This window comes from Paenibacillus koleovorans NBRC 103111 (genome assembly GCF_004000845.1).
Classification (GTDB): Bacteria; Bacillota; Bacilli; order Paenibacillales; family NBRC-103111; genus Paenibacillus_AA; species Paenibacillus_AA koleovorans.
The window spans coordinates 25,237-50,442 of sequence record NZ_BIMA01000031.1; the positions used below are offsets into that span (position 1 = coordinate 25,237).

21 protein-coding genes are annotated in these 25,206 nt (G+C 54.7%); 17 read left to right on the plus strand and 4 right to left on the minus strand.

Annotation, left to right across the window (positions count from 1 at the left end; translation table 11 throughout):
* Position 1: 1 nt before the first annotated feature.
* A complete protein-coding gene (locus tag PKO02S_RS12650; protein WP_127583272.1) occupies positions 2-757 on the plus strand; it encodes a sugar phosphate isomerase/epimerase family protein in 756 nt (251 codons plus the stop codon).
* Between the two features lie 54 nt (positions 758-811).
* On the opposite strand, the gene PKO02S_RS12655 is transcribed toward PKO02S_RS12650, so the two are convergent.
* The 3 genes from PKO02S_RS12655 to PKO02S_RS12665 all read right to left on the minus strand — a co-directional run bounded on the left by PKO02S_RS12655 (position 812) and on the right by PKO02S_RS12665 (position 1,954).
* On the minus strand, positions 812-1,261 hold the full coding sequence (locus PKO02S_RS12655; protein WP_218033923.1) for an alpha/beta fold hydrolase: 450 nt from the start codon (positions 1,259-1,261) through the stop codon (positions 812-814).
* 143 nt (positions 1,262-1,404) lie between these two features.
* A complete protein-coding gene (locus tag PKO02S_RS12660) occupies positions 1,405-1,620 on the minus strand; it encodes a cysteine-rich KTR domain-containing protein (protein ID WP_444980885.1) in 216 nt (71 codons plus the stop codon).
* A gap of 49 nt (positions 1,621-1,669) precedes the next feature.
* The gene (locus PKO02S_RS12665) at positions 1,670-1,954 is read right to left on the minus strand and encodes a hypothetical protein (RefSeq protein ID WP_127583276.1); all 285 of its coding nucleotides are present in this window, start codon (positions 1,952-1,954) and stop codon (positions 1,670-1,672) included.
* Positions 1,955-2,109: 155 nt separating this feature from the next.
* On the opposite strand from PKO02S_RS12665, the gene PKO02S_RS12670 reads away from it, so the two are divergent.
* From PKO02S_RS12670 to PKO02S_RS12735, 14 genes are all read left to right on the plus strand, one after another.
* The gene (locus PKO02S_RS12670) at positions 2,110-3,069 is read left to right on the plus strand and encodes an ABC transporter permease (protein ID WP_218033924.1); all 960 of its coding nucleotides are present in this window, start codon (positions 2,110-2,112) and stop codon (positions 3,067-3,069) included.
* A gap of 62 nt (positions 3,070-3,131) precedes the next feature.
* On the plus strand, positions 3,132-4,082 hold the full coding sequence (locus PKO02S_RS12675; RefSeq protein ID WP_164821419.1) for a carbohydrate ABC transporter permease: 951 nt from the start codon (positions 3,132-3,134) through the stop codon (positions 4,080-4,082).
* A 53-nt stretch (positions 4,083-4,135) separates the two neighbouring features.
* Positions 4,136-5,839 (plus strand): type 2 periplasmic-binding domain-containing protein, encoded by a 1,704-nt coding sequence (locus PKO02S_RS12680; RefSeq protein WP_127583280.1) that lies wholly within the window; start codon positions 4,136-4,138, stop codon positions 5,837-5,839.
* A 218-nt stretch (positions 5,840-6,057) separates the two neighbouring features.
* Positions 6,058-7,644 (plus strand): response regulator, encoded by a 1,587-nt coding sequence (locus PKO02S_RS12685; protein WP_127583282.1) that lies wholly within the window; start codon positions 6,058-6,060, stop codon positions 7,642-7,644.
* Positions 7,645-7,646: 2 nt separating this feature from the next.
* Positions 7,647-10,352: a sensor histidine kinase gene (locus tag PKO02S_RS12690; RefSeq protein WP_127583284.1), complete on the plus strand. Its 2,706-nt coding sequence runs from the start codon at positions 7,647-7,649 to the stop codon at positions 10,350-10,352.
* Positions 10,353-10,447: 95 nt separating this feature from the next.
* The gene (locus PKO02S_RS12695; RefSeq protein WP_127583286.1) at positions 10,448-12,040 is read left to right on the plus strand and encodes a family 10 glycosylhydrolase; all 1,593 of its coding nucleotides are present in this window, start codon (positions 10,448-10,450) and stop codon (positions 12,038-12,040) included.
* Positions 12,041-12,060: 20 nt separating this feature from the next.
* Positions 12,061-12,834: an HpcH/HpaI aldolase family protein gene (locus PKO02S_RS12700; protein ID WP_218033925.1), complete on the plus strand. Its 774-nt coding sequence runs from the start codon at positions 12,061-12,063 to the stop codon at positions 12,832-12,834.
* 48 nt (positions 12,835-12,882) lie between these two features.
* Positions 12,883-14,067 (plus strand): sialidase family protein, encoded by a 1,185-nt coding sequence (locus tag PKO02S_RS12705; RefSeq protein WP_127583290.1) that lies wholly within the window; start codon positions 12,883-12,885, stop codon positions 14,065-14,067.
* Positions 14,068-14,126: 59 nt separating this feature from the next.
* Positions 14,127-14,978, plus strand: coding sequence for a metallophosphoesterase family protein (locus tag PKO02S_RS12710; RefSeq protein ID WP_127583292.1), 852 nt, complete (start codon positions 14,127-14,129; stop codon positions 14,976-14,978).
* Positions 14,979-15,116: 138 nt separating this feature from the next.
* Positions 15,117-17,888 carry a glycosyl hydrolase family 28-related protein gene (locus PKO02S_RS12715; RefSeq protein WP_127583294.1) on the plus strand — a complete coding sequence of 924 codons (2,772 nt, stop codon included), beginning with the start codon at positions 15,117-15,119 and terminating at the stop codon, positions 17,886-17,888.
* A 90-nt stretch (positions 17,889-17,978) separates the two neighbouring features.
* Complete coding sequence (locus PKO02S_RS12720) at positions 17,979-18,986, plus strand: Gfo/Idh/MocA family protein (protein WP_127583296.1); 1,008 nt, start codon at positions 17,979-17,981, stop codon at positions 18,984-18,986.
* 19 nt (positions 18,987-19,005) lie between these two features.
* Positions 19,006-19,974, plus strand: a complete 969-nt coding sequence (locus PKO02S_RS12725; protein WP_127583298.1) for a Gfo/Idh/MocA family protein — start codon at positions 19,006-19,008, stop codon at positions 19,972-19,974.
* Positions 19,975-20,013: 39 nt separating this feature from the next.
* On the plus strand, positions 20,014-20,583 hold the full coding sequence (locus tag PKO02S_RS12730; protein ID WP_127583300.1) for a DJ-1/PfpI family protein: 570 nt from the start codon (positions 20,014-20,016) through the stop codon (positions 20,581-20,583).
* Positions 20,584-20,589: 6 nt separating this feature from the next.
* The gene (locus PKO02S_RS12735) at positions 20,590-21,393 is read left to right on the plus strand and encodes a polysaccharide deacetylase family protein (RefSeq protein ID WP_127583302.1); all 804 of its coding nucleotides are present in this window, start codon (positions 20,590-20,592) and stop codon (positions 21,391-21,393) included.
* Positions 21,394-21,475: 82 nt separating this feature from the next.
* On the opposite strand, the gene PKO02S_RS12740 is transcribed toward PKO02S_RS12735, so the two are convergent.
* Positions 21,476-21,676, minus strand: a complete 201-nt coding sequence (locus PKO02S_RS12740) for a hypothetical protein (protein WP_127583304.1) — start codon at positions 21,674-21,676, stop codon at positions 21,476-21,478.
* Between the two features lie 83 nt (positions 21,677-21,759).
* Between PKO02S_RS12740 and PKO02S_RS12745 the strand changes: the two genes are divergently transcribed.
* Together PKO02S_RS12745 and PKO02S_RS12750 are read left to right on the plus strand one after the other, a co-directional pair.
* Positions 21,760-23,517: a sensor histidine kinase gene (locus PKO02S_RS12745; RefSeq protein WP_164821420.1), complete on the plus strand. Its 1,758-nt coding sequence runs from the start codon at positions 21,760-21,762 to the stop codon at positions 23,515-23,517.
* Positions 23,517-25,175, plus strand: a complete 1,659-nt coding sequence (locus PKO02S_RS12750) for a response regulator (protein WP_164821421.1) — start codon at positions 23,517-23,519, stop codon at positions 25,173-25,175. Before PKO02S_RS12745 ends, PKO02S_RS12750 begins: the two co-directional genes overlap by 1 nt.
* The last annotated feature ends 31 nt before the right edge of the window (positions 25,176-25,206 follow it).

Consider the following 25,206-nt stretch of genomic DNA (forward strand, 5'->3'; position numbering starts at 1 on the left):
TATGGCTAATCTGGGACTTCAATTGTATTCCATCAAGGAAGAAGCGCAGAGAGATCTGCTCGGCACACTGGCGAAGGTGGCGGAAATCGGCTACGAAGGCGTCGAGTTCGCCGGTTATTATGGAGCGGAAGCCCGGGATGTGCGCCGGGTGCTGGAGCAGGAAGGATTAAGGGCGGCAGGGGTTCATATTCCGTATCATTTGATCGACGAGCAGCTGGAGCGACAGCTCGAATATGCGGGAATCATTGGCTGTGAAGCCATCCTATGTCCGATGGTCCCTAAGGCGATCTCCTCGGAGGAGCGCTCGTTCCATGAAGCTGCGGAGAGGTTCAACCGCTATGGAAGGAAGTGCCGGGAAAACGGTATTCGCTTCCTGTACCACATCCACGGCTATGAATTCACCGACTTCGGCGCAGGACGGACCGGAATGGACATCTTGCTGGGAGAGACGGAACCAGAGCTGGTTGCCTTCGAATTTGACACCTTCTGGGTGGAATTCGCCGGCCTCGACAGTGTGGAGTATTACAACCGGATCGGATCGAGATGTCCGTACATGCATTACAAAGACAGGAGCCGAACAGGTGAGCTGCGCGATACGGAAGTAGGCGAGGGATCGCTCGATATAGCGAAGCTTGCCGCGGCCGGCCTGAGAGCGGGAGCAGACTGGTTTATTGTCGAGCAGGAGCAGTTCGACAGGCCTCAGCTGGAGAGTGTATCGATCAGCCTTAGGAACTTGAGAAGAATATTGGAGAGATGAATCCTTTCGAAAGTGACAGAGGGCCTGCAGGGATAAGGATATCGAAATAGGGTTTCATTTCTGCAAAAACGATAATATATCATCCATTAAATCGATAAGCGTATGACCCGCCTCCTGCAGCACGTTGACTTTTGCATTTGGCACAAGACTTCTATAGCGTTGTGCTGTTTTGAGCGAATGAAACATTACATCTTTCAGCCCTACGAATAAAGCGGACGGCATCGTCAATTGCGTCAACTCGGCATCCGAAAAGAGTGGAACGTGCGCTCTCCTGAAATTGAATTTTTTTCCAATCAATTTTTGGTATTTTATCATGACCTGTGGTATGGGTTTCCCTCCATTCACTTTACGATACAACCGATCCATGCCTTTCTCACCCAGCAGTAGATTAAATAAAGCCATAAATGCAAAGGAAGTTTTTTGCGTTCCTACACCGGCAGGACATAGCAGAACAAGTTTATCGACCATTCGGGGATGGGCGATTGCTCGCTTTGTATACGGCATTTTTTCCCTCGGTCGTTTTAAAGGCAAATGTACTTGTCATTTTGATTTCCTCCTATAACTCCTATACTAATAGCGAAATTACTTCTGGATCTGTCCTATATATTCATGGAGAAAGAGCCGATAATCGTGAATGATCTCACGAATTATCGGCTCTTCGTCTTTGCGTCTGGCTCCTGGATAACGGAAATATTGAATTGTCGTACTTTGATAATGGTTTCCTGTTTGCATTTCGGACAGAACAAAGGGAAGTTTTCGATTAATGTGTCCTCACGAATTTTCACTCGCGTCTTGTTGTGGCAAACAGGGCATAAGATCCACTTGATTTCTACCATAATGTCGCCTCTTTTTATGCTCGACATTCAATTTTCCTGGTTTTCATTATCGAACTGACTTAATGTTTGCTTGGCTTTATTGATCCAGTCCAGTTCCTTTGTATACGAAACTCATAACGTTCTCGCAAATCAAATCCCATATTGCGGCCTCTCTTGGCGTTCTCTTTGGCGAAAAAAACATTTTAAGTTTCTTTGCTTGTTCTAATGAAATCTTTTCTTTGAGTTCGAGTTCATAGCGCATTAAAAAGTTCTCTATCGCCTTGTAGCTCGATTGCGCCGTCCATGCAAGCTGAACAAGAAACAAATTCTTTATTTCTGGAGCTTCCGGTACAGATTGGGTCCATCTTTTTAGCTCAGCCAATCCGTGTACAAGCTGGATGCGAGGTCTTATCCCGTCTCCTGTCAAGAACATAAATATCGTGCACGATTTCATTTAAATAGTCCATTTATCTGTTCTCCGGTGAAGATATAATGAGCTCAGAACACAATAACGATTGCGAAAAGAGGAGCTTCGTCGTGAGAACTAGCGAAATGAATGCGATTTCAGCAGGTATGGAGACGGGGCGCAGCCACGCCTTCCTCATGAAACGCATCCGCAAAATGTGGTTGCTGTATGCGATGCTTGTGCCGGCGCTCATCCTGGTGGCGCTCTTCAACTACATCCCCATGTACGGCGTCCTGATCGCCTTCAAGACCTTTCGTGTCGCCGATGGGATTTGGGGAAGCACCTGGAACGATTTCGAGCATTTCCGAACCTTGTTCAGTACAGTCGGTTTCACAAGAGCGCTGCGGAACACGGTTATTATCAGCTTGCTGCGGCTGGTCTTCGGCTTTCCGATGCCGATCCTCTTCGCCCTGCTGATCAATGAAATGCGAAACGGCTGGTTCAAAAAAACGGTCCAGTCCATCTCCTATTTGCCGCATTTCATTTCGTGGGTGGTGCTGGCCGGCATTGTCGGCGAGATCCTGTCGCCTCAGCGCGGGGTACTCAACTATTTGATCCAGCTGGCCGGAGGCAAGCCCATCTATTTTCTGATCTCGAACGACTGGTTCCGATCGATTCTGATCGCTACGGACATCTGGAAGGATGTAGGCTGGAGCGCCATTATCTATATCGCCGCCCTGGCGAGCATCGATCCGCAGCTCTACGAAGCCGCCGACATGGATGGCGCCAGCAGGCTGCGCAAGGCTTGGCATATTTCCATCCCGGGCATCGTGCCGATGATCGTCATCTTGTTCCTGATCAAGATCGGACATGTGCTGAACTCCGGCTTCGACCAAATATTCAATCTATACAATCCGCTGGTGTACGAGACGGGAGACGTGCTCGATACCTTCATCTACCGAATCGGCATTCTTAATGCCAGGTACGATTTCTCGACCGCAGTAGGGCTGTTTATGAATGCCATCGGCATCCTACTGCTGCTCGGTTCGAATATGATTATTCGCCGCAAGAGCGAATACGGCATCTGGTAATACGGCGCGGCGTTCAGGGTGCGAGCACAAGGCGATCCTAGCAAAGAATAGGGGTATTGATGATGAGATCAGGCAACAGGAATGCGGGAGGCGGGCCGGAGACCGCTTACAATCGATCAACGGTTCGTGCTCGCGGGGCAAGACGCTCTGGCGGCGTGTGGAACATTTCTCTGAATACAGGCATGCTCCTGTTTTCGATCATGATGATTTATCCGTTCTGGGATACGTTTATGCTGTCCTTCGCCAAGCCCGAGGAAGCGGCGACGCTGGGCTTCCACCTCTGGAACAAGAACTGGTCGCTTAGCTCTTATCAATTTATTTTTCGCAACAATCAAGTGATGACCGCTTATGGCAACACGATCTTCATCACCGTGGTGGGTACTTTTCTGGCTCTGGCTATAACTGTATTGGCGGCGTTCCCGCTGTCGAAGAAGGATTTGCCGGGACGCAGCGCGATTACAATGATCTTTGTATTCACGATGTTTTTCTCGGGCGGGGTCGTTCCGTTCTATCTGACGATCAAGGCGCTTGGCCTGATGGATACGAGATGGGTGCTTATCCTGCCGCAGGTGCTGAACGTGTTCTATCTGACCATCATGCGCAATTATATGATGTCGCTGGATAAGGCGCTGGAGGAATCGGCGATGATGGACGGCGCCGGCTATTTAACCGTCCTGTATCGCATTATATTGCCGATTGCGAGACCCATTCTCGCTACCTTGGTGCTCTGGAACGCGGTGGCCTTCTGGAATCAATGGTATCACGCGCTGCTGTTCATTCGCGACGATCGCAAGCTGGTGCTGCAGCTACTGCTTAGGCGGCTGATTGAATACTCCTCCGCGGAGGGCGTCTCCAGCATGGAAGTATTTCGCCGGCAGAATGATGCGATGCTGAACTCGGCTACGGTGAAGGCGGCGGTCATCCTGATTACGATCGGTCCGATTATTTTCTTTTATCCCTTCATTCAGAAGCATTTTATCAAAGGCATTACGGTGGGCTCGCTGAAAGGGTAAATTGCTTTTTTACAAAGCATTTTATACATGAATTCCTAGGGAGGAAGGTTGCAATGAAGCAGGGGGCAGTATGGTGCGGACTGATGGCGGCGCTGTTGCTGGTAGGCGTGGTCGGCTGTTCGAGCGGAAACGGCGAGGGGGAGGCCCAGCCGTCGGGATCGGCGGCGGCCCAGCCGAGCACTTCGGCGAAGCCGTTCGAGAAGACGCTGGAAATTTCGTGGCTCGGCGGCGGCGGCACGGAGATCAAAGACAACAACCGTGTGCAGCAGAAGATTGAAAAAATGTTCAATGTCAAAATCAAAAACACCAAAATTGACAACCAGAATAACGATCAGATGTCGCTGATGATCAATTCCGGCGAAATGCCGGATGCTGTATTCTACTACGGCGACGCGGTCAAGCTATTCAACGACGGGGTGAGCCGGTCGATTCCGAAAGAGGCTCTGCTCAAAAACGCGCCGAATTACGCGAAAATGCTGGATGCCAATCCAATCGGATGGAAGATGAACTTGGCCAAGGGCAAGACGGACGAATTCATCGCGCTGACGGGGTTGGCGGAACAGCAGGAAAGTCTGCAGTATCTATCGATGTACCGGCTCGATTGGCTGGAGAAGCTGAACCTCGTTCCGAAAGTGAAGATGCAGCAGCTCGATAAGGAGGGCCGTATATTCTTCTCGCCAGAAAGCATCACGCTCGAGCAGCTGGAAACGATTCTGAAGGCGTTTACATTCAACGATCCGGACGGCAACGGCAAGAAGGATACGTTCGGTGTCGCCGCGAGCAACGACCGTATGTCCGGCTGGGTATCGTTGATGGGCGCCTATGGCATTGCCCCCGCGGGGAACGCAGCGAACGCGCCAGGCTACAATAAGGAAGTGAACGGTCAACTGGTGGAGTGGAACATCCTGCCGCAGTACAAGGAGTTTCTCAAAAAAATGGCGGCCTGGTACAAGGATGGCGTTATCGATCCCGAGTTCCCAACCTTGAATACGGCCAAACAGTGGGAGAAAACAACCGGAGGCATCACCGGCTATTTCCAGACGAATTACAACTACGTCGACCCGACGGCCAAAACGTATGCCGCAAGACCGCCTATGTCCGTGCTGAACAACAACCCGAAGGCCAAGATTCTGATTATGGCTCCCGAGAAGGGTCCCAACGGATTCCGCGGAGTCAGCGCCAAGGCTCCGGTAACGTCGCTGACCTACCAAATGGTAATCAGCAAGAAAGTAGACGATGAGAAGCTCGCCCGTATATTGCAAATCATCGATTATCTCAACTTTAATAAGGAGGGGGTCATTTGGTCCCAGTTCGGGGAAGCGGGCGTCGACTTCAATTGGGAGGCCGAACCGAACAATTCCCGTCCCCTGCTGCTGGAGAACGTGAATCCGAAGCAAGAGGGGCTCGGCTACTACAACCATTCTATTGCTACGCTCGCCAACTTGAAATTTAATTTTGGAGAGATTCCGCGCAAGCTGTTGGATTGGACGTTGTTCGGGGAAGGCAAGGATCTGAAAATACGGCCTTACAAGTGGGATTACTTCAACACGACCAATTTGTCCAGCGTACAGGCGCAATACGGTGCCGGATTGAAAACGATCACGGACGAGTTTTTCTTCCAATCGATTATCGGCGAAGTCGATGTCGACAAGGGATGGGACAGCTATGTGGACAAGTGGAAGAAGGCCGGAGGCAGCAAGCTTATGGAAGAGCTGGAGAAAGCGCCGAAGGTGGCCGATTTGTTAGTCGGGAAATAAAGGGCTGACAGCTCTGCGGGGCGTGCCCTTAGGCGACTTCGCAGCCGCTAGTGCCGGTTCATCGTGCATGAGATTGCAAAAGGGCGCCGCCACAAGGCTTGAACTTGTTGGCGGCGCTCCCGGCATTATTTGCGGAATAACGCGATTGAATTCAGGACGGGAATTTGTTCTAATGAAGATAAGAATGTAAGCCCTTTCAATAGATAGGGGGGAGCAGCTTGTTTCATTTGCTGATCGTCGAGGATATTCAGTATGTATGTGCCGGGATCAAGTCCGATGTGGAAGGGTTCGGGCTGCCGTTCTCTACCATTCGAACGGCGGCCAATGGCGTCGAAGCCGTTGCGATACTAGAGTCTCATCATATCGACATCGTAATTACCGATATCAAGATGCCTAAGATGGACGGGCTTCAACTGACGGAATATTTGCATCACCGATTTGCCGCCGTCCGGGTTGTCATTCTGAGCGCTTATGAGGATTTCGGTTATGCGCAAAGGGCTATTCGATTCGGCGTGAAAGGATATTTGTTAAAGCCGTTGAAGAGCGAGGCGCTTCGCGACATCCTGGCCGCGTTGATTAAGGAAAGGCAGCTGGCGATCGAGGAGGAGCAGCGGGGCGGCAGCGACTCATCGGCGGTGCGGCAGGACCAGCTGCTGAAGTATGCGATTGAACGGAACCCGGAACGTACCGGCAGCCGACCCGATCCGCTGGACGGCGCGGAGCATGCGGAGCCGTTGAATGGCTACATGCGCGCCGTAATTTGCAGAGCGGATGCTCATGGCGGCGACCGTCCGGGTTTTTCGTTAAACGAATTCATCCTGAATGCGGCTAAACGATACTGGAGCCCGCATCAGGTGCCGGTCGTCTGGCATATGGACTATGTGGTCATCGGATTGAATGGCGAAGCCTGCATATATATCCATCAGATCGAACCGCTTCTGCGAAGCTTCGTTCAGTTCGTGACCGATCAGGGGAATCAATTCGGCTTCGGTCTGAAGCTCATGCTGAGCGTCGGTAATTTGTGCAGCCACATCAAGCAGTTTTACGCCTCGCACAATCAGGCGGTCTACGCCCTCAGCTACCGGTTTTTCAATCGAACCAGCCAGATCGTCTTTTTTCAGGAGTTGAATTACAAGAGCTATGCGGAGCTGGACGAACCAGCCATCAACCAGCTGGTCGACAGGGTGGTGGACGGTGTGCTGGGCGGCGAAAAGCAGCGGATGCTTACGTACGTGCATGAATTATTCCGCGCTATAGAAAGAAAAGGAACGTTCAGTACAGCCGATATTCATACCAAATGCCTGGAAATGCTGTTCCATATCGACATTCGTCTCCGGCAGCTGGAGCGGCCGCCGGAAGCGCTCAACAAGTCCGTCATTCTGAATGAGATTCGGCAAATATCCGACTTTCAGGAGCTGGAGATGTGGTTTGAGCGTACCTTGCTCGCCGTGATGGAGCAACGAACCGGCCATCCTATGACGGCTATGCCGGACTTCGTCAAGAAGGCGATCGCTTATGCGATCGAACGCTACCGGGACAAGATCTCACTGGAGGAGGTGGCAGGCAAGCTTCATATGCACCCTGCATATTTCTCCGCACAGTTCAAAAAAGCGACCGGAACGGGCTTTATCGACTATGTCAATATGGTGCGGATCGAGAAATCGCGCGAGCTGCTCGCAATGCCGGATTATAGGGTCAAGGAAATAGCGGAGCAGGTTGGCTTCAACGACTATACTTATTTTTGCCGAGTGTTCAAGAAGCTGGAAGGTACCTCTCCCCTTCAGTACCGTGCGGATCATCTCTAGCGATGAACCCTGTCAGGATCAAATTCAAACCGCTGCTGGTGCTGGTGTCCACCTTGTTGACGGCCGTTTTTTTGATTGGCATCGGCGGAGAGCTGTTCTATTCCTCCGTGCGCATGCTAGAGAACAATTTGTGGTTGGTGAACGATGCGAGGTTAAGCCAAACCGCCAATGAAATCGAGAATAAACTGATCGGCATGGAGAAACTGACCGGTTACTTGAAGTCGAGCGTGGATTTACAGGAGTACATCGGCATTCTGGAGAATAAGGAAGTCGGAGTTTATGCCCGGGTCGAGGCTGAGAATGCTTTGGAGCAGCTGATTTCGGTTGCGGAGCAATCGAATTTCGCTATTCAATCGATCCACTTGCTGACGGAGAGCAACCAGATCTTTACCAAAAACGCAGCCTTGTTTCCTTATCCGTTGCCGACGCTAGACCAATTTGCCCGAATGGACGATATCTTGTTCATGCCCAGAGACTCGGTTTTTGCTTCCGAGGAGGCTCGACTAAGGGATTTGACGTTCTTCGCAACGAGCGTCGTCAAGGACAACGAGGTGCGCGGCTTGCTCCTCGTCGTGGTCAAGATCGATCTGTTCGCCGGTATTGCCGGCAGCGGCAGACTGCTTGTCTTCAACGAGCAAGGCGATATAATATGGCGTGGCGGCGACGTGAAAGTCAAGGACGCCATGCAGCTGTCCGACAGCCTCCGGGATAACGATTGGAGGACGAAATATGCGGACGACGGCACATATCTGGTGAACGAGATCCAGTTTCACCGCTGGAAGGTTGCGTATATGCCGGACAATAGCCTGCTCGCCGCCAATCGCAGCATTGCCGTACGCTTGTTTGTATCCGTCCTGCTCGGCTGTTTGCTGATCTCCTTTCTATGCGCGGAATTGATTTCGCGGCGACTGCTTCAACGATTGTACGGCCTGATGAAGCTGATCGGCGCCAACTTCCGCTCCGCCTCCAAGCCGTACTACGTAGCCAATGCGAAGCTTCGTGGCCGCACCACTCTGCGAACGAAGCTGTTCCTCTACTTGCTTATGACGGTGACTTTTCCCGTCATGCTGTTCGTCGCGGTGTTATTTATTCAACATACGTATGGTTTCTCGACGAAGATCAAGGATGCGTATTTTGCGATTTTCGAGAAAAATGCGAGCGAATTGACATCCTACTTCTATAGTAAACAGATTGTACTCAAGAGAGTCGCGAGCAGCAGCCTGACCGAAGAGGCGGTGCAGCATACAAGCGAGGCCGCTTTAGGTCGCATCAACGGGCTGTTGAATCAACAAACGTTTTTCGGGCTGGAGAAAGACAGCTTGCAGGTGTATAACGACGAGAACGTACTGGTGGCCCAAGTAGGCAAAGGGTATACAGAGTCCAATGCGATCTTCTATGAGCAAGTCAAGCAGAAAAAGCTTGGCTATGTTCTGCTTCCGCTCGTGGACGACTTGGGGAAGCCTGTGCTGTGTATAGGAATGCCGATTATCGCGGGAAACCAATTCATCGGGTATGTCAAGATCGAGATCGACCAGGCGTTTCTCTCGCAAAAGTTTCGTTCGTTCAATATGACGGGAAGCTCGTTATTTCTCATGGACGATTCGGGCACGATTCTGGCGGATGAAGCCGGCAAGACGCTGGGCGTGCGCCTCTATTCGTCTCGCGAAGGCAGCCAGGGCATAAGCGACGTTCACTTGGGCGATCGTCGGTCGTATTTGTTTTACAAGGAAATCGCCTCGATCGGCATCTATTTCGCGGGACTGTACGACCGCGAGGCTTTTCTTGCAGAAAGCATGGAGCTTCTGAAGAAGGACGGTTACTTGATCGCGACCATTACGTTGCTTACGGCCTTGCTGTCCTTCGTGCTGGCGAAGCAGCTGCGCAACCCGCTGAATCGGCTGAGCCGTAAGCTGGCCAATCTGGGCGTCGACAAGAGCTATGAACCGATCGAGGACTCCGGCGTAATCGACGAGATCGATCAAGTGGGCCAGGCGTTCAACGGCATGATCGATCGTATCGAGGATCTGATTGACGAAGCGATCGTATCGAACGCAATCAAGAGCTCGCTGGAAGCGGAGAAGAAGGATGCGGAGATCGCCGTGCTGCAGGCGCAGATCAGCCCTCACTTCCTGTATAATACCCTCGATACGATCAAGTACATGATTCCCTTTAATCACAGCGGGGCGATCCAGATGGTCAATGCGCTCAGCGATCTGTTCCGCTACGGCATCAATCGCGATGAGATCGAGATCGGGATCGAGGAGGAGGTGGAGTATGCACGGGCGTATTGCGAAATCATGGCGACGCGATACGACTCGAATGTGCGGTTCACTTGGAGCGTCGATCAGGAAGCATTCGCTTACTCGACCATCAAGCTGCTGCTGCAGCCGATGATCGAGAATGCGATTGAGCATGGCATCAATGAATCCGGCGGCAGCGTCTGCATTTCCTGCCTATGCGAGCGAGAGCACATTCGTTTCGTTGTCGAGGATAACGGCAGGGGGATCGAGCCGGAAGAGCTGGAGACCATTCGTCAGCACCTCACAGACATGGGCAAGCCGAGACGGATCGGCATTTACAACGTGCACTCCCGGCTGCGCCTTTATTATGGTGATCAAGGCCGGCTCTTGCTCGAAAGCGTGATAGGCCGAGGAACGCGGGTGACCATTCTGATTCCGAGAAGAGAGCGGAAACGCCCGCCAGTCTAATTCAAAGTTGTATAGATCGTGCACGATTTGATTTAAATCGTGCACGTTTTCTTTTGTACGGGACGCTATAATGAGGGCGAAAAGGAGTTGATGAGATGGAAAACGACCGACAATGGGGAGGACCGTTGTCCGGGCGTGCCCGGAAAGTGATCTTCGAGAATGACGGAGGAGACGGGCAGCGCTGCGCCGAGGAGACGGAGGAAGCGCTGCTGAAGATGCGCATGGAGCGGCTCGTCGGCACGGGGGTCGACACGGCGTTCATCACGACGCGCAGCTCGGGCTTCGGCCAGTTTATTCACCGTACGCGAATCGGTACCGTATTTACAAGCCGCGAGGGCGACTATAGGCATAATATGACCGAAAAACTGATCGCGCGGGGGACGGATTATTTGCAGGTCATGTCCGAGTTTTGCCGCGCCAACGGCATCGACGTCTTCTGGTCGATGCGCATGAACGACACCCATGACGGTTCGACGCGCTGGTACGGGGAGGCCACGTTCAAGACGAACCGGCTGAAGCGAGACCATCCGGAGTGGCTGCTCGGCAGCCGGGACAACAAGCCGCGTCACGGCGCCTGGACGGCCGTCAATTACGCGGTGCCGGAAATTCGCGCGCTGGCGGTAGCGTTCGTCGAGGAAGTGCTGGACAACTACGATGTCGACGGCGTGCATCTCGATTTTTACCGCCATCCGGTGTTTTTCCCCAGCACCGCAGCGGGTCTCCCCGCCACGCCGGAGGAGACGGCGATGATGACCGAGGTGGTGCGGGAAGTGCGACGGCTGGCCGACCGCAAGGCGGAACAGCTGCATCGGCCGCTGCAGGTGTCGGTGCGCGTGCCGGATTCGCTCGAATACGGATTGGCGATCGGGCTCGACATCGATGGGTGGCTGCGCGAGGGTTTGCTCGATCTGCTGATTATGACCAGCTACCTGAAGCTCAATCCGTGGGAATACAGTGTGCGGCTCGGCCGCAAGTACGGCGTCAAGGTATACGCATCGCTCGACGAGACGCGGGTGACGGACCCGTTCGCCGAGGAGCTGCGCCAGAGCGGGCGATGCTACCTCGCTCGGGCGATGAACGCGCTCCGGGCGGGGGTAGACGGTATTTATTTGTTCAACTTCACTCCGCGGGAGCTGAAGAACTTCAACGCGGAGAACGCTTCCGTGTTCCAGGTGGTCGACGACTTGGAGCGGCTGAACACGTACGACAAGACGTATGTGGCCAGCGTCCGGGGAATCGGCGCCATTGCCGGCGGCGGCTATCCGCACGAAGCCTTCATTCGCGTGCCGGTGCTCAATCCCGGCGCTCCCGCCTATTTGGCTGTCGGCGAGACGTACGCGATCGACACGCCGATCGGCGACGACGTGCATTGGGGACGCAGCCAGGGAATCGAGCCGCAGGTGTCGCTGAGCATCCGCATCGAAGGCCTGGCTTCGCCGAGTGAGGCGCGTGTCGAATATAACGATCGCGTGCTGACCCCTGGTATACGGCAAGGCATCTGGACGATGTACGAGCTTGATCCGGATACGGTCGTGGCCGGCAACAACCGGTTTGCCGTGACGCTGGAGCAGGACACGGGACGAGCGGTGAAGCTGCTCGACGTGAAGGTGGACATTGATTATCGGCGGGCGGAGCCGGTTGACGCCGGTACGATTGATGAGGAGAAAGAGGGAGGCGAGCGGTCATGAGCGGCAATCCGCATACAACCATGAGGAAGAGCCTACTGCTGGAGAAGCTGCGCGAAGGGAAAACGATCGGCAGCCTGAAGCTGAACCTGGCAGACTCGCGCAGCGCGGAAATTGCCGCGCTGGCGGGCATCGACTGCATATGGCTCGACATGGAGCACGTGGCCAACGACTATGCCGCGATCGAGCGGCAAATTCTCGCGGCGAAGGCTTATGGCGTAGACACGATCGTCCGCGTGCCGCGCGGCAGTTACAGCGATCTGGTGCGTCCGCTGGAGTTGGACGCCACGGGCATTATGGTGCCGCACGTGATGAGCCTGGCCGATGCGCAGGCGATCGTACGGGCGACGAAGTTCCATCCGATCGGCCGCAGGCCGGTGGACGGGGGCAACGCGGACGGACTGTTCGCCGTGCTGAGCTACCAGGAATATACGCAGCAGGCGAACCGCGAACGGTTCGTGATGATCCAGATCGAGGATCCGGAGCCGCTGGCTGAGCTGGATGCGATCGCGGCGCTGGACGGCATCGACATGCTGATGTTCGGTCCGGCGGATTTCTCGCAGGCGATCGGGGCGCCGGGCGACTGGCAGCACGAGCGGATCGCCGAGGCGCGCCGACTCGTGGCGGAGGCGGCGATCCGGCACGGCAAAATCGCCGCGACGACGGCGGGCACGCTGGAGCAGGCGGCGGAGTGGGCGAAGCTCGGCTACCGGTTCATCAACATCGGCTCGGACGTGCGCGCGTTGACCAAGGCGTTCCGCGACTGGTCCGTCGGCTTCGGCCGCCTGTTCGGTTGATCCGGCCTCGCGAGCCAATACCAGGGCGATGAGAAGGAGAACATCGGAATGAAACCAACTATGGCACAGCCGCTGGCGCAAGACTACAGCGTCGTCGCAAGAATCGCCGCGGACGATCCGCCCGGCTTGTATTTTCTAAGCAACGCCTTCACCCGTCTTCCGAGCGGGACGTTCGTCGCCGCGCTTCCCCGAACAATCCGGCACAGTCCGAAAGCGACAGGGATCAAGCTCGATATATCGGATAAGGCCTCGGTCGGCGGCGTAACCGTTTCCCGCAGCACGGACAGCGGGGAGACATGGCAAATCGTCAGCCTCGTTCCGTTCCCCGAGACGGTGGAGATCGCTTTGTTCGCGTACGGGAACAAACTGTATATGTTTATCGGTCCCCGGGCGGAAGGCCCCGGCAGACTGCTGGTTGCCGTTAGCGAAGATGAAGGCGCTTCCTGGAGCGTTCCGGTCGAAGTTTTGAACGGCCCTCATCAATGGTACTGTACGCATCAGCAGTCGATGGTCGTCCGCAGCGGCAGGCTGTATTGGGCCGTGAGCGAAAGATGCAGGAAGCTGGCGGTCGTTTCCTGCGAGCTGGAGAAAGGCGCGCTCGATCCGGAAGCCTGGCGGGTATCGGACACCGAGGAAATGCCGATTCCCCCGGAGCTGAATCCCGGGTTGTTTCAGGGACCTTCCATGCGCTGCCTGGAAGGCAATGTCATCCAGATCGGGAGCCGGTTGCGCGTGATGGCGCGGGCCGTCATCGACAGACAGGGAACCGCGAATATGGCCGCTGTTTTCGACCTGCAAGACGAGGACGGGAAGCTGAAGCTGACGTTTACGCAATTTTACCCGCTTCCCGGAGGGCAATGCAAATTTTATATGGTCTACGACGAACCGTCCCGCCTGTACTGGATGGCTTCCAATCTGCCGGCGAACTCGCAAAACGCCCTTCGGCTCGAATACGATGAAGCGTCTACCGGCATGCCGGGAAATGACAGAAGGTTTCTGATGTTATGGTACGCCTGCGACGCCCTCAACTGGTTTCCAGCCGGCTGCATTGCCCGCGCGGAGAAGCTGACGCAATCGTTCATGTACCCGTCGCTGATCATCGATGGCGATCATCTGGCGGTGTTATCCCGCACGTGCCTGCATTCCGGTCATTTCCACGATGCGGATCTGGCGACCTTTCATTACGTTCGCGACTTCCGGTCTTTGGCGATGAATATATGGCCGGTCTTTTAGCCGCAAGCAACCGGCGGCGCAGATGAGAGGGGATATTCCCGAGATAGGAAGGGATTACGATGAAGCTGGCTTTGTTGGGCGATCTGCATTATCCGCATCTGTCCGGCGACGCCGCCGTCGTCGCGCTGCGGGACTCATGGTTCGGCGGCGTGCTGAAGTCGTTTCTTGACGTGGAAGCGGACATTCATATTTCGCTCGGCGATTTGACCAATGAAGGGCGGGCCGATGAGCTGCGCGACGTATACGGGGCGGTCGACGGGCATGTGCCGCCCCGGCGGTTCGTGCACGTGCTCGGCAATCACGACACGCTGGCGATGGGCAAGCGGGAATGGATGGCGAGCACGGGGCAGGCGCGTTACTTCGCGCTCGAGCGCGCGGAAGCGACGCTGGTGTTTCTCGACACCGCCAAGGAGGGGCGGGCGGACGATTTCGGCGGCGAGCTGGACGCGGAGCAGGCGGAGTGGCTGGGCCGCATCGTGCGCGAGTCGGGGGAGAAGCCGCTGCTCGTCTTCGGCCATCACCCCCTGGTCGATACGACGACGAATTCGGAACAACCGATGTTCGGGTTCCATCGCGAAGCCGACCCGTGGCCGATTCTCCGCGGCAAGCGGGGGAGGGGATTCTACTTCTGCGGCCACAATCATGCGCATTCCATCGTGAAGCGCGAGCAGTGGCACTTTATCCAGACGGCGGCATGTCTCGATACGGCGGCGGTGCGCACGGTCGAGCTGCGGGGCGGAGAACTGACCGTCGGGCTGCTGACGTTCGACGATGAGGCGCGGCGGCGGGAGGCAGACGCGCTGGCGGCGAGCATGAAATTGTTTACCCCCAAGCAGCTGGCGCGCGGCACGATTGCCGATCACGGCTTGACGGTCAATCTGCTGCCGACGGAGCGCAACGGCGAACGTTAGCTGGGCAGCGACTGTCCCGTCAAGGGAAAGGGGGGATGCGCAGCTGCCGCACCATCTTCGATGGCATTGCGCAGCGGGGAGATCATCGCAGTGGAGGAGTGGAAGAACGCCAATTATTGAACCATTGGAGGTTATGTGATGCGAACAACGATTCATCGCACGATCGTGATTGGATTGGCTCTGCTGTTGGTCCTCGGGCTATCGCCGCAGCTTGCGCCGCCTGTTTCGGCTACCGGGTTATGGTACAGCAGCTTGTATCCGGCGGACTGGTATCCGGGATATACGGACGGGTCGGGCCGATTTTTGCAGGATTTCTCGTATGCGGGCTATCACCGGGGAGAGGATCCGATTCCGGACAATCCGCCGGGCAAGACGTACGATGTGACGCAAGCGCCGTACAATGCCGACAACACGGGCGCGACCGACGCCACGAGCGCGATCCAGGCAGCGCTTGACGACGCGGGCGACGCCGGCGGCGGCATCGTGTTCCTGCCGGCCGGCACGTACAAGGTCAAGCCGCAGGGCACGAACGACTACTCGCTGCTGATTGACAAGAGCAATGTCGTGCTGCGCGGCGTCGGCGCGGGCGCCGACGATACTCGCATCTACAACGACGAGACGAACATGCGGGCCCGAAGCGTCATTCTGGCCAGGCCGGAAGCCTACTCTACGTATGTCAAGTGGTGGACCGAGACGCCCGGCGAGGAGATCCAGACAACTTCGATTACGCAGGAAGTGCCGGAGATGTCGACTGTCATTCCGGTGAGCAGCGTGTCCAACTATAGCGTGGGCGACTGGATCGTGCTGCACTCCGACGTGACGCAGGATTTTATCGACGAGCTCGCCATGACGGATATTTGGAATGCCTACTTTGAGGAAATGACGTTCTACCGCCAGGTGACCGCAATCGATACCGTCAACAAGACACTGACGATCGATATTCCGACCCGCTTCAAAATGAAGACCCGCGACAACGCAAGGGTGTACAAAAGCGTGAATTCAAGCATCAAAGAGGTGGGGGTGGAGCGGCTTGGCATCGGCATGCGGGAGAACCTGACATCCGGAACCGGCGATCAGGATTACACGGTCTCCGGCACGGGCGCGTACGAGATGCATACGGCGCATGCCGTTTCGTTCAATATGGTCGTGAACGGATGGGTTCGCAATGTGCAGTCGTACAAACCTGCCGGCAACACGAACCACGACATCAGTCTTCTTTCCAACGGCGTCAATGTGCAATATTCGCGGAGCGTGACCGTCGATCATTGCTACTTCGGCAAGCCGCAGTACGAAGGCGGGGGCGGCAACGGCTATTTGTTCCGCATCGTTCGCAGCCAAGAGGTGCTGGTTTCCCATTCCTCGGCCAAACACGGTCGTCATAATTACGCGATCGTCGGCATGTCGGCCAGCGGCAATGTGCTGTACGACAATAAAACCGATACCGGGCGGCTATCTTCCGAGACGCACGGCTGGATGAGCGCGGCCAATCTGTTCGACAACATGCGTGTCATCAATACGTTCTTGACCGCCACGAATCATGGCACTAAGGGCAGCAGCTCCAACGGCCAAGGGCAAACGACCACGCAAACGGTGTTCTGGAATACGCTTGGAGACAGCTATCAGAGCGGGCAAAGCTACATCATCAAGTCGCAGCAATACGGATGGGGCTATATCATCGGGACGCGGGGGGCCGCAAACGCGGCGCAGGCGGTCACGACGGACGCGGGTACGGCGCCGACGGACTTCGTCGAAGGGATCGGCGAGGGCGATACGATGGCGGTGCCGTCGCTGTACATCGATCAGTTGAACAAACGATTGTCAGCGCCGCGGGTCAAATATGCGGAGACGTTCGACGACATGACGACGGGCTCTTCCCCGGCCGGCTTAACCGCCGTCACTACCGGCGGCACCGTGACGGTAGCGAACGTGCCGAGCGCGACGAACAAGAGCGTCAAGCTGACCGACAGCAGCGCTTCGGAGGGCGTGCGCGTGAGCAAGAACTTCGCCCCGATCGCCACGACGGTGAAGCTGCAGTTCAACGTCATGCTCGATTCCACGGGCCACTTGACCTATTACAAATTGTGGAGCGGTTCGACCGAGGCCGTGCGGATACGCACCAGCGGCACATCGATCGAGGTGGAGAACAACGGAGGCTCTTATACGGCGCTGCGCAGCTATGGCGCGAATACGTGGTACACGATCAAGGTGGTGGCGAACCCGGCGACGGACAAATATGACATCTACATCAACAATAAGCTGGAAGGCTCGCAGCTGGGCTTCGTGAATACGGTGAGCGACATCGACAGCTTCTCCGCGCAAAGCCATACCTCGGACACGGGCTACACGAGTTACCTGGACGATTTGACGCTCTATGCGGAGAGCTTCGACAGCACGGCGACATCGTCGGCTCCGCCCGGATGGACGACGGACACGGGCGGCGGCACCGTGCAGGTGAAGGCGGTGCCGAGCGGCACGAACAAGAGCATCGAGCTGCGCGATACGAATTCATCGGACATTGTGAAGGCGTATAAGACGTTCCCGTCGCAGACGGGCAAGGTAACCGCCGAATTCAAGCTGATGTTCCCGGCGACGGGCAACTCTAACTATGTGACGCTGTACGACGGAAGCACGGAGGCGGTGCGGCTGCGGACAATTGGCAGCGATCTGCAATATATGTACGGCGGCTCGGAAACGACGCTGCAAAGCTACAGCCCGAATACGTGGTATACGATCAAGCTGGTGGCGAACCCGGCGACCGACAAGTGCGACGTCTACATCGACGGCGTGCTAGTCGGCTCGCAGCTCAATTTCCGCAACGCCGCGTCCGGGATCGACAGATTGGATTTCCGCTCGCATAGCACGCACACGAACTACTACGGCTACTTGGACGATGTGTTGATTCACTATTGATTAGCTTCGGCGCGCATCAAAAAACGGCCCGAATCGTCCTTGTTTGAGGTTCGAGCCGTTTTTGCTTGAGGAAAAAGGAGGAATGGATTCATGCTGCGAGTGGCGATACTCAGTTTCTGGCACATTCATGCGGATGGCTATTTTCGACAAGCCGTTGAACATCCGGATACGGTCGTAATGGGGATATGGGATGAAGACCCGGTGCGCGGCAAACAGCAATCGGCCGACCGCGGAATCCCGTACGTGGAGCATCTGGACGACATCTGGATGAATTCGGACATCGACGCCGTCATCGTATGCGCGCCGACGAACCAGCACCGGGACATCATCATCCAGGCGGCCCGGGCAGGCAAGCATATATTTACGGAAAAAGTGCTTGCGCCTACCTTGCAGGAATGCAATGAGATCCTGCAAGCGGTGGAACAGTCCGGGGTCAAGCTGATGGTAGCCCTGCCGCAATTATACGAAAGCTATACGTTGGCGATTCAGGATGTTTTGGCGAAGGGACTCCTCGGGGAGCTGACATCGGCCAGAGTGCGCCGCTCGAATCATGGCGTAGTCAAATATCCGCAGAGGAACTTTGCCCACTTCTTCAATATGGAGCAAAGCCATGGTGGGGCTTTGATAGACGTAGGCTGCCATCCGATGTACGTGGCCCGGTTATTCCTCGGCATGCCGGAAAGCGTCAGCGCCAGCTATGGGTATATGACCGGCAAGCAAGTCGAGGACAATGCGGTGTCGGTGCTCCGGTATGCAAATGGCGCCTTGGGGACAGTGGAGTCGAGTTTCGTGAATCCCTTCTCCCCTTACAGCATGGAATTGCATGGCACGGAAGGGGTTCTGTTATGCGGGTATCCCGAACATACCGTTCAGTTGCGAACGACCCGCTTCGGAGACGAAGCCGCCGAACAATGGACGCTCGTGGATAAGCCGCAGCGGCAACCGATGGCATTTGCCCAATGGGTGTCGCATATTCAGAACAATACGATCGCCGAAGAGAACATTGCCCTAGCCGTAGATTTGACGAAACTGATGGAGGCGTCGGGCCTTTCTGCGGCACTGGACCGTCCAGTCCGGATCGACAGCTTGTCCAATTGAGCATGGGAGGCGTTCACGAATGAGCGACAAGGTGAGAATCGCGGTAATCGGGGCCGGCAAAATGGCGAACAGCGTACATTATCCGTCCTTGCAGACGTTGGACGATGTCGAAGTGGTCGGGATCTGCGATTTGTTCCCCGAACTGCTGCATGCGACTGCCGATAAATACGGCATACGCAATCGTTATACCGATTATCGCCAGATGATCGGCGAAACGAATCCGCAAGCCGTTTATGCCATTGGGCAGCCGCATATCATGTATGATATCTGGATGTGGTGCCTGGAACGCGGGGTGAATCTCTACATTGAGAAGCCGCTCGGGCTTTCGATACATCAGGCAAGAGCTTTGGCCTATGTCGCCGAGAAAAATCGTTGCATCACGCAAGTCAGCTTCCAACGGCGAAATTCGCCGCTGGCGGTCAAGCTGCGCGAGGAATGCTTGAAGCGCGGGCCCATCACCCATGCGGTTTGTCGGTTCTATAAATCGGGCATGGTCCCGTTTCTCGGAGCCAGGGACAGGATGATGGACGATACGGTGCACGCCATCGATACGATTCGCTGGATGTGCGGGGGAAATGTCGTCAAGGTCGAAAGTACGACCAAGCGGGTCGGAGTTCCGGATCTTAACTTCGTTTCGGCAACGCTTTCTTTCGACAACGGCTCGCATGGCTATCTTCTGAACAGCTTTTCGAGTGGCCGGCGCATCTTCTCGGTTGAAATGCATGCGCCTAACATATGCGCGGAGGCGGAATTGGAAACCCGCGGCTACCTTTATGCGGATGGCGACTATACGGGCGTGGCTTATGATGCGCGTGAAGTGGCGGGTTCGAACGAGAAGTTTATTTATGGCGGCTTTCAGCCGAAACACCGCGAGTTTATCGACTGCTTGAAAGAGGGGACTCAGCCGTCGTCCAACTTCCAGGATGCGCTGAAGACGATGGAAGTGGCGGAGACCATATTGGCGCAAGCACAGTTGACTGGCAGCTAATCCTGAAACCCACAAGAAACGAAGGCGGTGCATGCAAGGATGTCTCGAGGGAAAGTATTGATCGTAATAGGAGACGCAACCGAAACCGTGGATACGTTATACCCTTATTACCGTGTTCAGGAAGAAGATTTCATCCCGGTCGTAGCAGGCCCGGATAAACGCCGATATGCGATGGTGCTGCATGAAAGGCCCTCAAGCGGCTGGGATATTACCAGAGAATTCGAGGGGTATACGATCCAGGCGGATATTGCGTTTCGCGATGTGAACCCGGCTGAATACGTCGGCATCTTTTTCTCCGGAGGCCGGGCACCCGAGTATATCCGGGACGATCCAGCGCTGATCGAGATCACCCGTTATTTTTTCGCTCACAACAAGCCTGTAGCAAGTGTCTGTCATGGGGTGGAAATCCCTTGCCGGGCAGGCGTGGTCAAGGGACGCAGGATGGCAACCGTAGCCAAGTGCCGCTTCGACCTGGAAGTTTGCGGAGGGATCTACGAGGACAGCCCTTGCGTGGTGGACGGCAATCTGGTCAGCGGCCGAACGTATCATGATCATGGGCAGTACATAAAGGAATGGATTCGATTGCTGTTGGAGGCGAAGGAAGGGTGACGGCTAGTGATCCGATTTGACCGTTTTCCGCAAGGCAAACATAAGGCGGTAACGCTGAGTTATGACGACGGCAGAGACTTTGACCGAAGAATGGTAGCCATCATGAACCGGCACGGGGTAAGAGGGACGTTTCACTTGAATTCCGCAAGACTGAGCTCGCCGGGGTATGTTGAAAGCGCCGAGCTTGCCGACTTGTTCGCCGGCCATGAAGTATCCGCCCATACGGTGAACCATCCGTTCCTTTCTATGAGCCCGCCGGAGACGATTGCATCGGAAACGTTGAACGATCGCCGCGAGCTCGAGAACCTGATCGGTTATCCGATCAGGGGGATGTCATATCCGTTCGGTTCATGGAACCAAGAAGTCGTCGCTATTCTGCGAGCCACGGGAATGGAATATGCGCGAACGACGCAGTCCAGCGGCTTATTCGATATGCCTGCCGATTTCCTGGTCTGGAAGCCGACCTGCCATCACAGGGAGATGCTTGCCTATGCGCAGAAGCTGATCGACTTGCAGATGAGGCATACACGAATGGCATTGCTATACGTATGGGGGCACAGCTACGAATTCGATAACCATCAAAATTGGCAAGAACTGGAGCAATTTTGCCGGCTGATCGGCAGCCAGACGGACATTTGGTTCGCTACTAATATCGAAATCGTCGCTTATATGCAGGCCGTCCAACGGCTGCGTTGTTCCGTTTCCGGTCAACTCGTCCACAATCCATCGGCCATACCGGTTTGGTTCAGCGTGAATGGCCACCAGGAAGTGGTGCAAGCCGGCGAAACGAAGAAGCTCGCGCATGTTTAAAGGAGAAGAAAGTCGGCTTTCAAACAAAGCCCGCCTAATCAACCTGGTTGATTGGGCGGGCTTTGATGACTAATAATGCAGGTCAAAGCACTTCAGAAGCCATAGTAGAGCGCAACTGCTGCCAATATTGCCCCATCTCTTCTCTTATCATGCTTCCTTCATAGTCGATATGCTTCAGACGGATACTCCCATTGTTGATGACGATGTAATGCGCTCCTCTTACCGGATCGTCGGGTCTGGTGTCAGCGTGGAGAATTCGTAAAAAACGGTTGCTATTTGTCATGATTGGTTTCTATCCTAAACGTGTATAATGTAATAACCTGATGTATACGGTTACATGTAGTTCTCATGGAGAGGAAGCCAACCATGCTTCGAATTCCTTATGTATCTATCCTGTCCAAGCTGATGATCATCTTTCTGATTATTATCTCTATCTTGTACGGGCTGAATTTCGCGGTTAATGAGATGGGCGTTCGCAAAAATCGGGAGGAGATCTCCAAGTCTCTGATTAGCTCCACGGAGTCGATCACGAAGGTATGGGAGACCGAAATCACGCGAATCTCCATGTCGCTCAAGCAAAGCGCCATTGAGATCGCCGTGCTGAATGCTCAGGTGAGCGGCAATCCGATGACGGATTTGGAGCGGGTCGGTCTGCTTATGAATATCCGGAAGCACCTCGACCACGTGCAGAGGACAAGCCGGTTCATTCGACTGACATCCGCTTATTTGCCTAGCTTGAAGGGCACTTTATCCGTCGAGAACCTGACTCCCTATATTGATCCATCTGAATTTCTGGGCTTGCAAAAGAAGGAAGCGGACAGTCCGTTCGTCTATTATAACAATAGGCTCTACATGACCGTACCCTATACCAATTCCACGTCCTCCTCAGCACAAGCCGAGATCGGGGAGTTTGTATTGGCGGCCGAGCTATACCCCGATCAGATCGGTATCATTCTGGACAATATGATCGGGTATAAGGGCAGTGGGGCCTATCTGATTCATCCCGCGCAGGGCTGGGTAATCGGCGGGATCCGCAGCGCCAGCATGAGCGAAGCCTTGAAGCAATTCGTGTTAGGACAAGATTTGAGCGACCACAACTACCAGAAGACAGCGATGATCGCGTTGGGTCAGCAGAAGCATTTCGTAGTCATGGAGTACTCTCCGTTGTTCGATACGATTGCGGTCGTCCATATTCCGGAGGCGGAGCTATATGTTTCCCTGAACACATACTACACGCTGTTCTGGGCGATGTCCATCATCTCGCTGCTGGTCGTCGTAGCCTTCCTTCTATGGAGCTATCGCATCGTTCACAAACCGCTCAAGATGCTGCTCGGAGCTTTCCGCAAGGTGGAGATGGGCAAGTTCGATTTTACGCTTCCGCACAATGGCAAGGAGAGTGAGTTCGGTTATTTATTTGCGCGCTTCAATTCGATGCTTCACAATTTGAATGTGCTCATCCAGGAAGTGTATGAACAGAAGATCCGCAGCCAACGGTCGGAGCTAAAGCGATTGCAATCGCAAATCAATCCGCATTTCCTGTACAACAACTTCTTTGTGCTCTCCAGGTTGATCAGCAGAGGGGATCAAGAGAATGCTACCCGATTCTCCGAGTATTTAGGGCAATACTTTCAATTTGTGACCCGGGATGCCGATGAAGAAATTTCTCTGGATCAAGAAGTTCAGCATGCGAGAACTTATGTGGATATTCAGTCGGTGTGCTACTCCGGTCTTGTAAAGGTTTCCTTCGCTGAGGTGCCGGAGCCATTGAAGCACTTGCTTGTTCCCAGACTCATCGTCCAGCCCATCGTCGAGAATTGCTACAAATATGTGTTCCAGCACGTGCTGGGACGCAGCGAATTGCAGGTTGGATTCGAGATGGGGGAGGCTAGTCTGTCCATCGTGGTGGAAGATAGCGGGAGCGGAATTACGGATGATGAGATCGCCAGCTTACAGAGCGGCTTGATACGCGCGTCCGACGGCAGTGCGGAGAACACCGGCCTGATTAATGTGCACCGGAGGCTTCGCATTAAATATGGGTCGGATTCAGGCATTGAGGTGAGCAGAAGTCGGCTGGGCGGGCTGAGGGTTGAAATTCGAGTGGGGATGCCGGAAGGGGGGATATGATGTACAGGCTGCTGATCGTTGACGATATGCCTATTATTGTAGACGGCTTGTTCGAGATGTTCGAGGAGCAGGAGGAGTGGGAGCTGGAGCTGTTCAGGGCCTATTCCGTCCCTCAAGCCTTGGAGATCCTTGATAAGACGAAGATCGACATTGTGCTGACGGATATCATGATGCCGGTCAAGACAGGGATTGATCTGCTGAAAGAGATCCGCGAGCTGTGGCCGAGGTGCAAGGTCATCTTCCTGACCGGCTTCAACGATTTCAACTATGCCAGGGAGACGTATTCCCTGGGAGGGTTCGATTATATTCTAAAAACCGAAGGCGACGCCAAGATTCGGAATTCGGTTTCGAGGGCTATACATTCGCTGCAAACCGAGCTGGAAGCCGAGCTATTGAGCAATCGTGAGAAGCACCAATATAAGCTGGCTGTTCACTCCCTTCAAAAGCAATATTTATTCGAAATGGCGGAGGGCAAGTGGTCGGTCCATGCCCTGCATGAACAGTTTGAACAATTGGAAATGCCCTTCGATGCAAATGCCCCGATATTCCTCGCCTTGGCGCGGCTGGAAGGCTGGAAACAGCCCTATACGCCCTCCGATCGCATGCTGCTGCTCGACGCGGCGCAGAATGTAATGGACGAATACTTCCGAGATGCATTCGCGCTGAGAACGATCGTGTTCAATCGCATGCAGATGCTCTGCATCTTCCAACCGCTGAGCAGAGGGCAAGAAGGCGGAACGGACGGACTGTCGCGCGCGCCGCTGTATATCAACGGGATGCTGGAATCCGTACAAGATTCATGCAAGCGTTTGCTGCACCTAGAGATTTCGTTCTTGCTAGGCGCTGATCCCTTGCAATGGGCCGTATTCTCGGACCAATTTCATCGGCTCGAGCTGCTGGCGGAGAAAAGCGTGGGGCTTACTTCGGGCATGCTGCTCACCGACACCGAGCTGCAGCAGATGAGCGCGGATGGGCTGGGGGAGCAGGAGGATCCGGACGAAGCCTCGTTTATGTTCCGTCCGGGCCAATACGGAGAGCTGGCCAATTACTTGCAGAACGGGCTGCAGCCCGAGTTCATGTTCTTGTTCCGCGAGCTTGGCTCGAACACCCGCAAGCATGTCGGATCGCTCGCCACACAACTGGAGATTTATCATTTCCTGTCCTCGTTGTTTATCACGCATCTCAACCGAATGCAGCTGTTTTCCTCCATTGCGGGATTGATGAATTTGGACAGGTTGTACGGCTTTGATCCCAAAAGGCGGATGGAGGACTATTGGTCCTTTTTCGAGCAGCTGGCAGACACGATTTTCACTTGCACTTCATCGGATGCGTCGGAGAGGACCAATCGAATTGTACGCGAGATCGAAGCGTATATTCAGCGGAAGCTGAGCAGCGACCTGTCCTTGACGGCACTCGGAGAACATCTCCATATCAATCCTTCGTATTTGTCACGGTTGTTCAAACAACTGTCAGGTTATAACCTATCTGATTATATTGCGGAGGTGAGATTGAGAAAAGCGAAGGAGCTTCTCCGCAGTTCGATGAAAATTCATGAGATCGCGGAAGCGGTAGGGTACTTGTCAGGCATTGCTTTTGCAAGATTTTTTAAAAAGTATACGGGATTGTCGCCGCAGGAGTATAGGGACAAATCGTTGTGAAAGGAGAAGGGGCTCTCTGCTCGGGTATGAC

Bases quoted from the DNA above. Each gene is read 5' to 3' on its own strand.
- PKO02S_RS12650 (WP_127583272.1), top strand. From the start codon at position 2: ATGGCTAATCTGGGACTTCAATTGTATTCCATCAAGGAAGAAGCGCAG.
- PKO02S_RS12655 (WP_218033923.1), bottom strand. From the start codon at position 1,261: ATGCCGTATACAAAGCGAGCAATCGCCCATCCCCGAATGGTCGATAAA.
- PKO02S_RS12660 (WP_444980885.1), bottom strand. From the start codon at position 1,620: ATGTCGAGCATAAAAAGAGGCGACATTATGGTAGAAATCAAGTGGATC.
- PKO02S_RS12675 (WP_164821419.1), top strand. From the start codon at position 3,132: ATGAGATCAGGCAACAGGAATGCGGGAGGCGGGCCGGAGACCGCTTAC.
- PKO02S_RS12680 (WP_127583280.1), top strand. From the start codon at position 4,136: ATGAAGCAGGGGGCAGTATGGTGCGGACTGATGGCGGCGCTGTTGCTG.
- PKO02S_RS12690 (WP_127583284.1), top strand. From the start codon at position 7,647: ATGAACCCTGTCAGGATCAAATTCAAACCGCTGCTGGTGCTGGTGTCC.
- PKO02S_RS12695 (WP_127583286.1), top strand. From the start codon at position 10,448: ATGGAAAACGACCGACAATGGGGAGGACCGTTGTCCGGGCGTGCCCGG.
- PKO02S_RS12700 (WP_218033925.1), top strand. From the start codon at position 12,061: ATGAGGAAGAGCCTACTGCTGGAGAAGCTGCGCGAAGGGAAAACGATC.
- PKO02S_RS12705 (WP_127583290.1), top strand. From the start codon at position 12,883: ATGAAACCAACTATGGCACAGCCGCTGGCGCAAGACTACAGCGTCGTC.
- PKO02S_RS12710 (WP_127583292.1), top strand. From the start codon at position 14,127: ATGAAGCTGGCTTTGTTGGGCGATCTGCATTATCCGCATCTGTCCGGC.
- PKO02S_RS12715 (WP_127583294.1), top strand. From the start codon at position 15,117: ATGCGAACAACGATTCATCGCACGATCGTGATTGGATTGGCTCTGCTG.
- PKO02S_RS12720 (WP_127583296.1), top strand. From the start codon at position 17,979: ATGCTGCGAGTGGCGATACTCAGTTTCTGGCACATTCATGCGGATGGC.
- PKO02S_RS12725 (WP_127583298.1), top strand. From the start codon at position 19,006: ATGAGCGACAAGGTGAGAATCGCGGTAATCGGGGCCGGCAAAATGGCG.
- PKO02S_RS12730 (WP_127583300.1), top strand. From the start codon at position 20,014: ATGTCTCGAGGGAAAGTATTGATCGTAATAGGAGACGCAACCGAAACC.
- PKO02S_RS12740 (WP_127583304.1), bottom strand. From the start codon at position 21,676: ATGACAAATAGCAACCGTTTTTTACGAATTCTCCACGCTGACACCAGA.
- PKO02S_RS12745 (WP_164821420.1), top strand. From the start codon at position 21,760: ATGCTTCGAATTCCTTATGTATCTATCCTGTCCAAGCTGATGATCATC.
- PKO02S_RS12750 (WP_164821421.1), top strand. From the start codon at position 23,517: ATGTACAGGCTGCTGATCGTTGACGATATGCCTATTATTGTAGACGGC.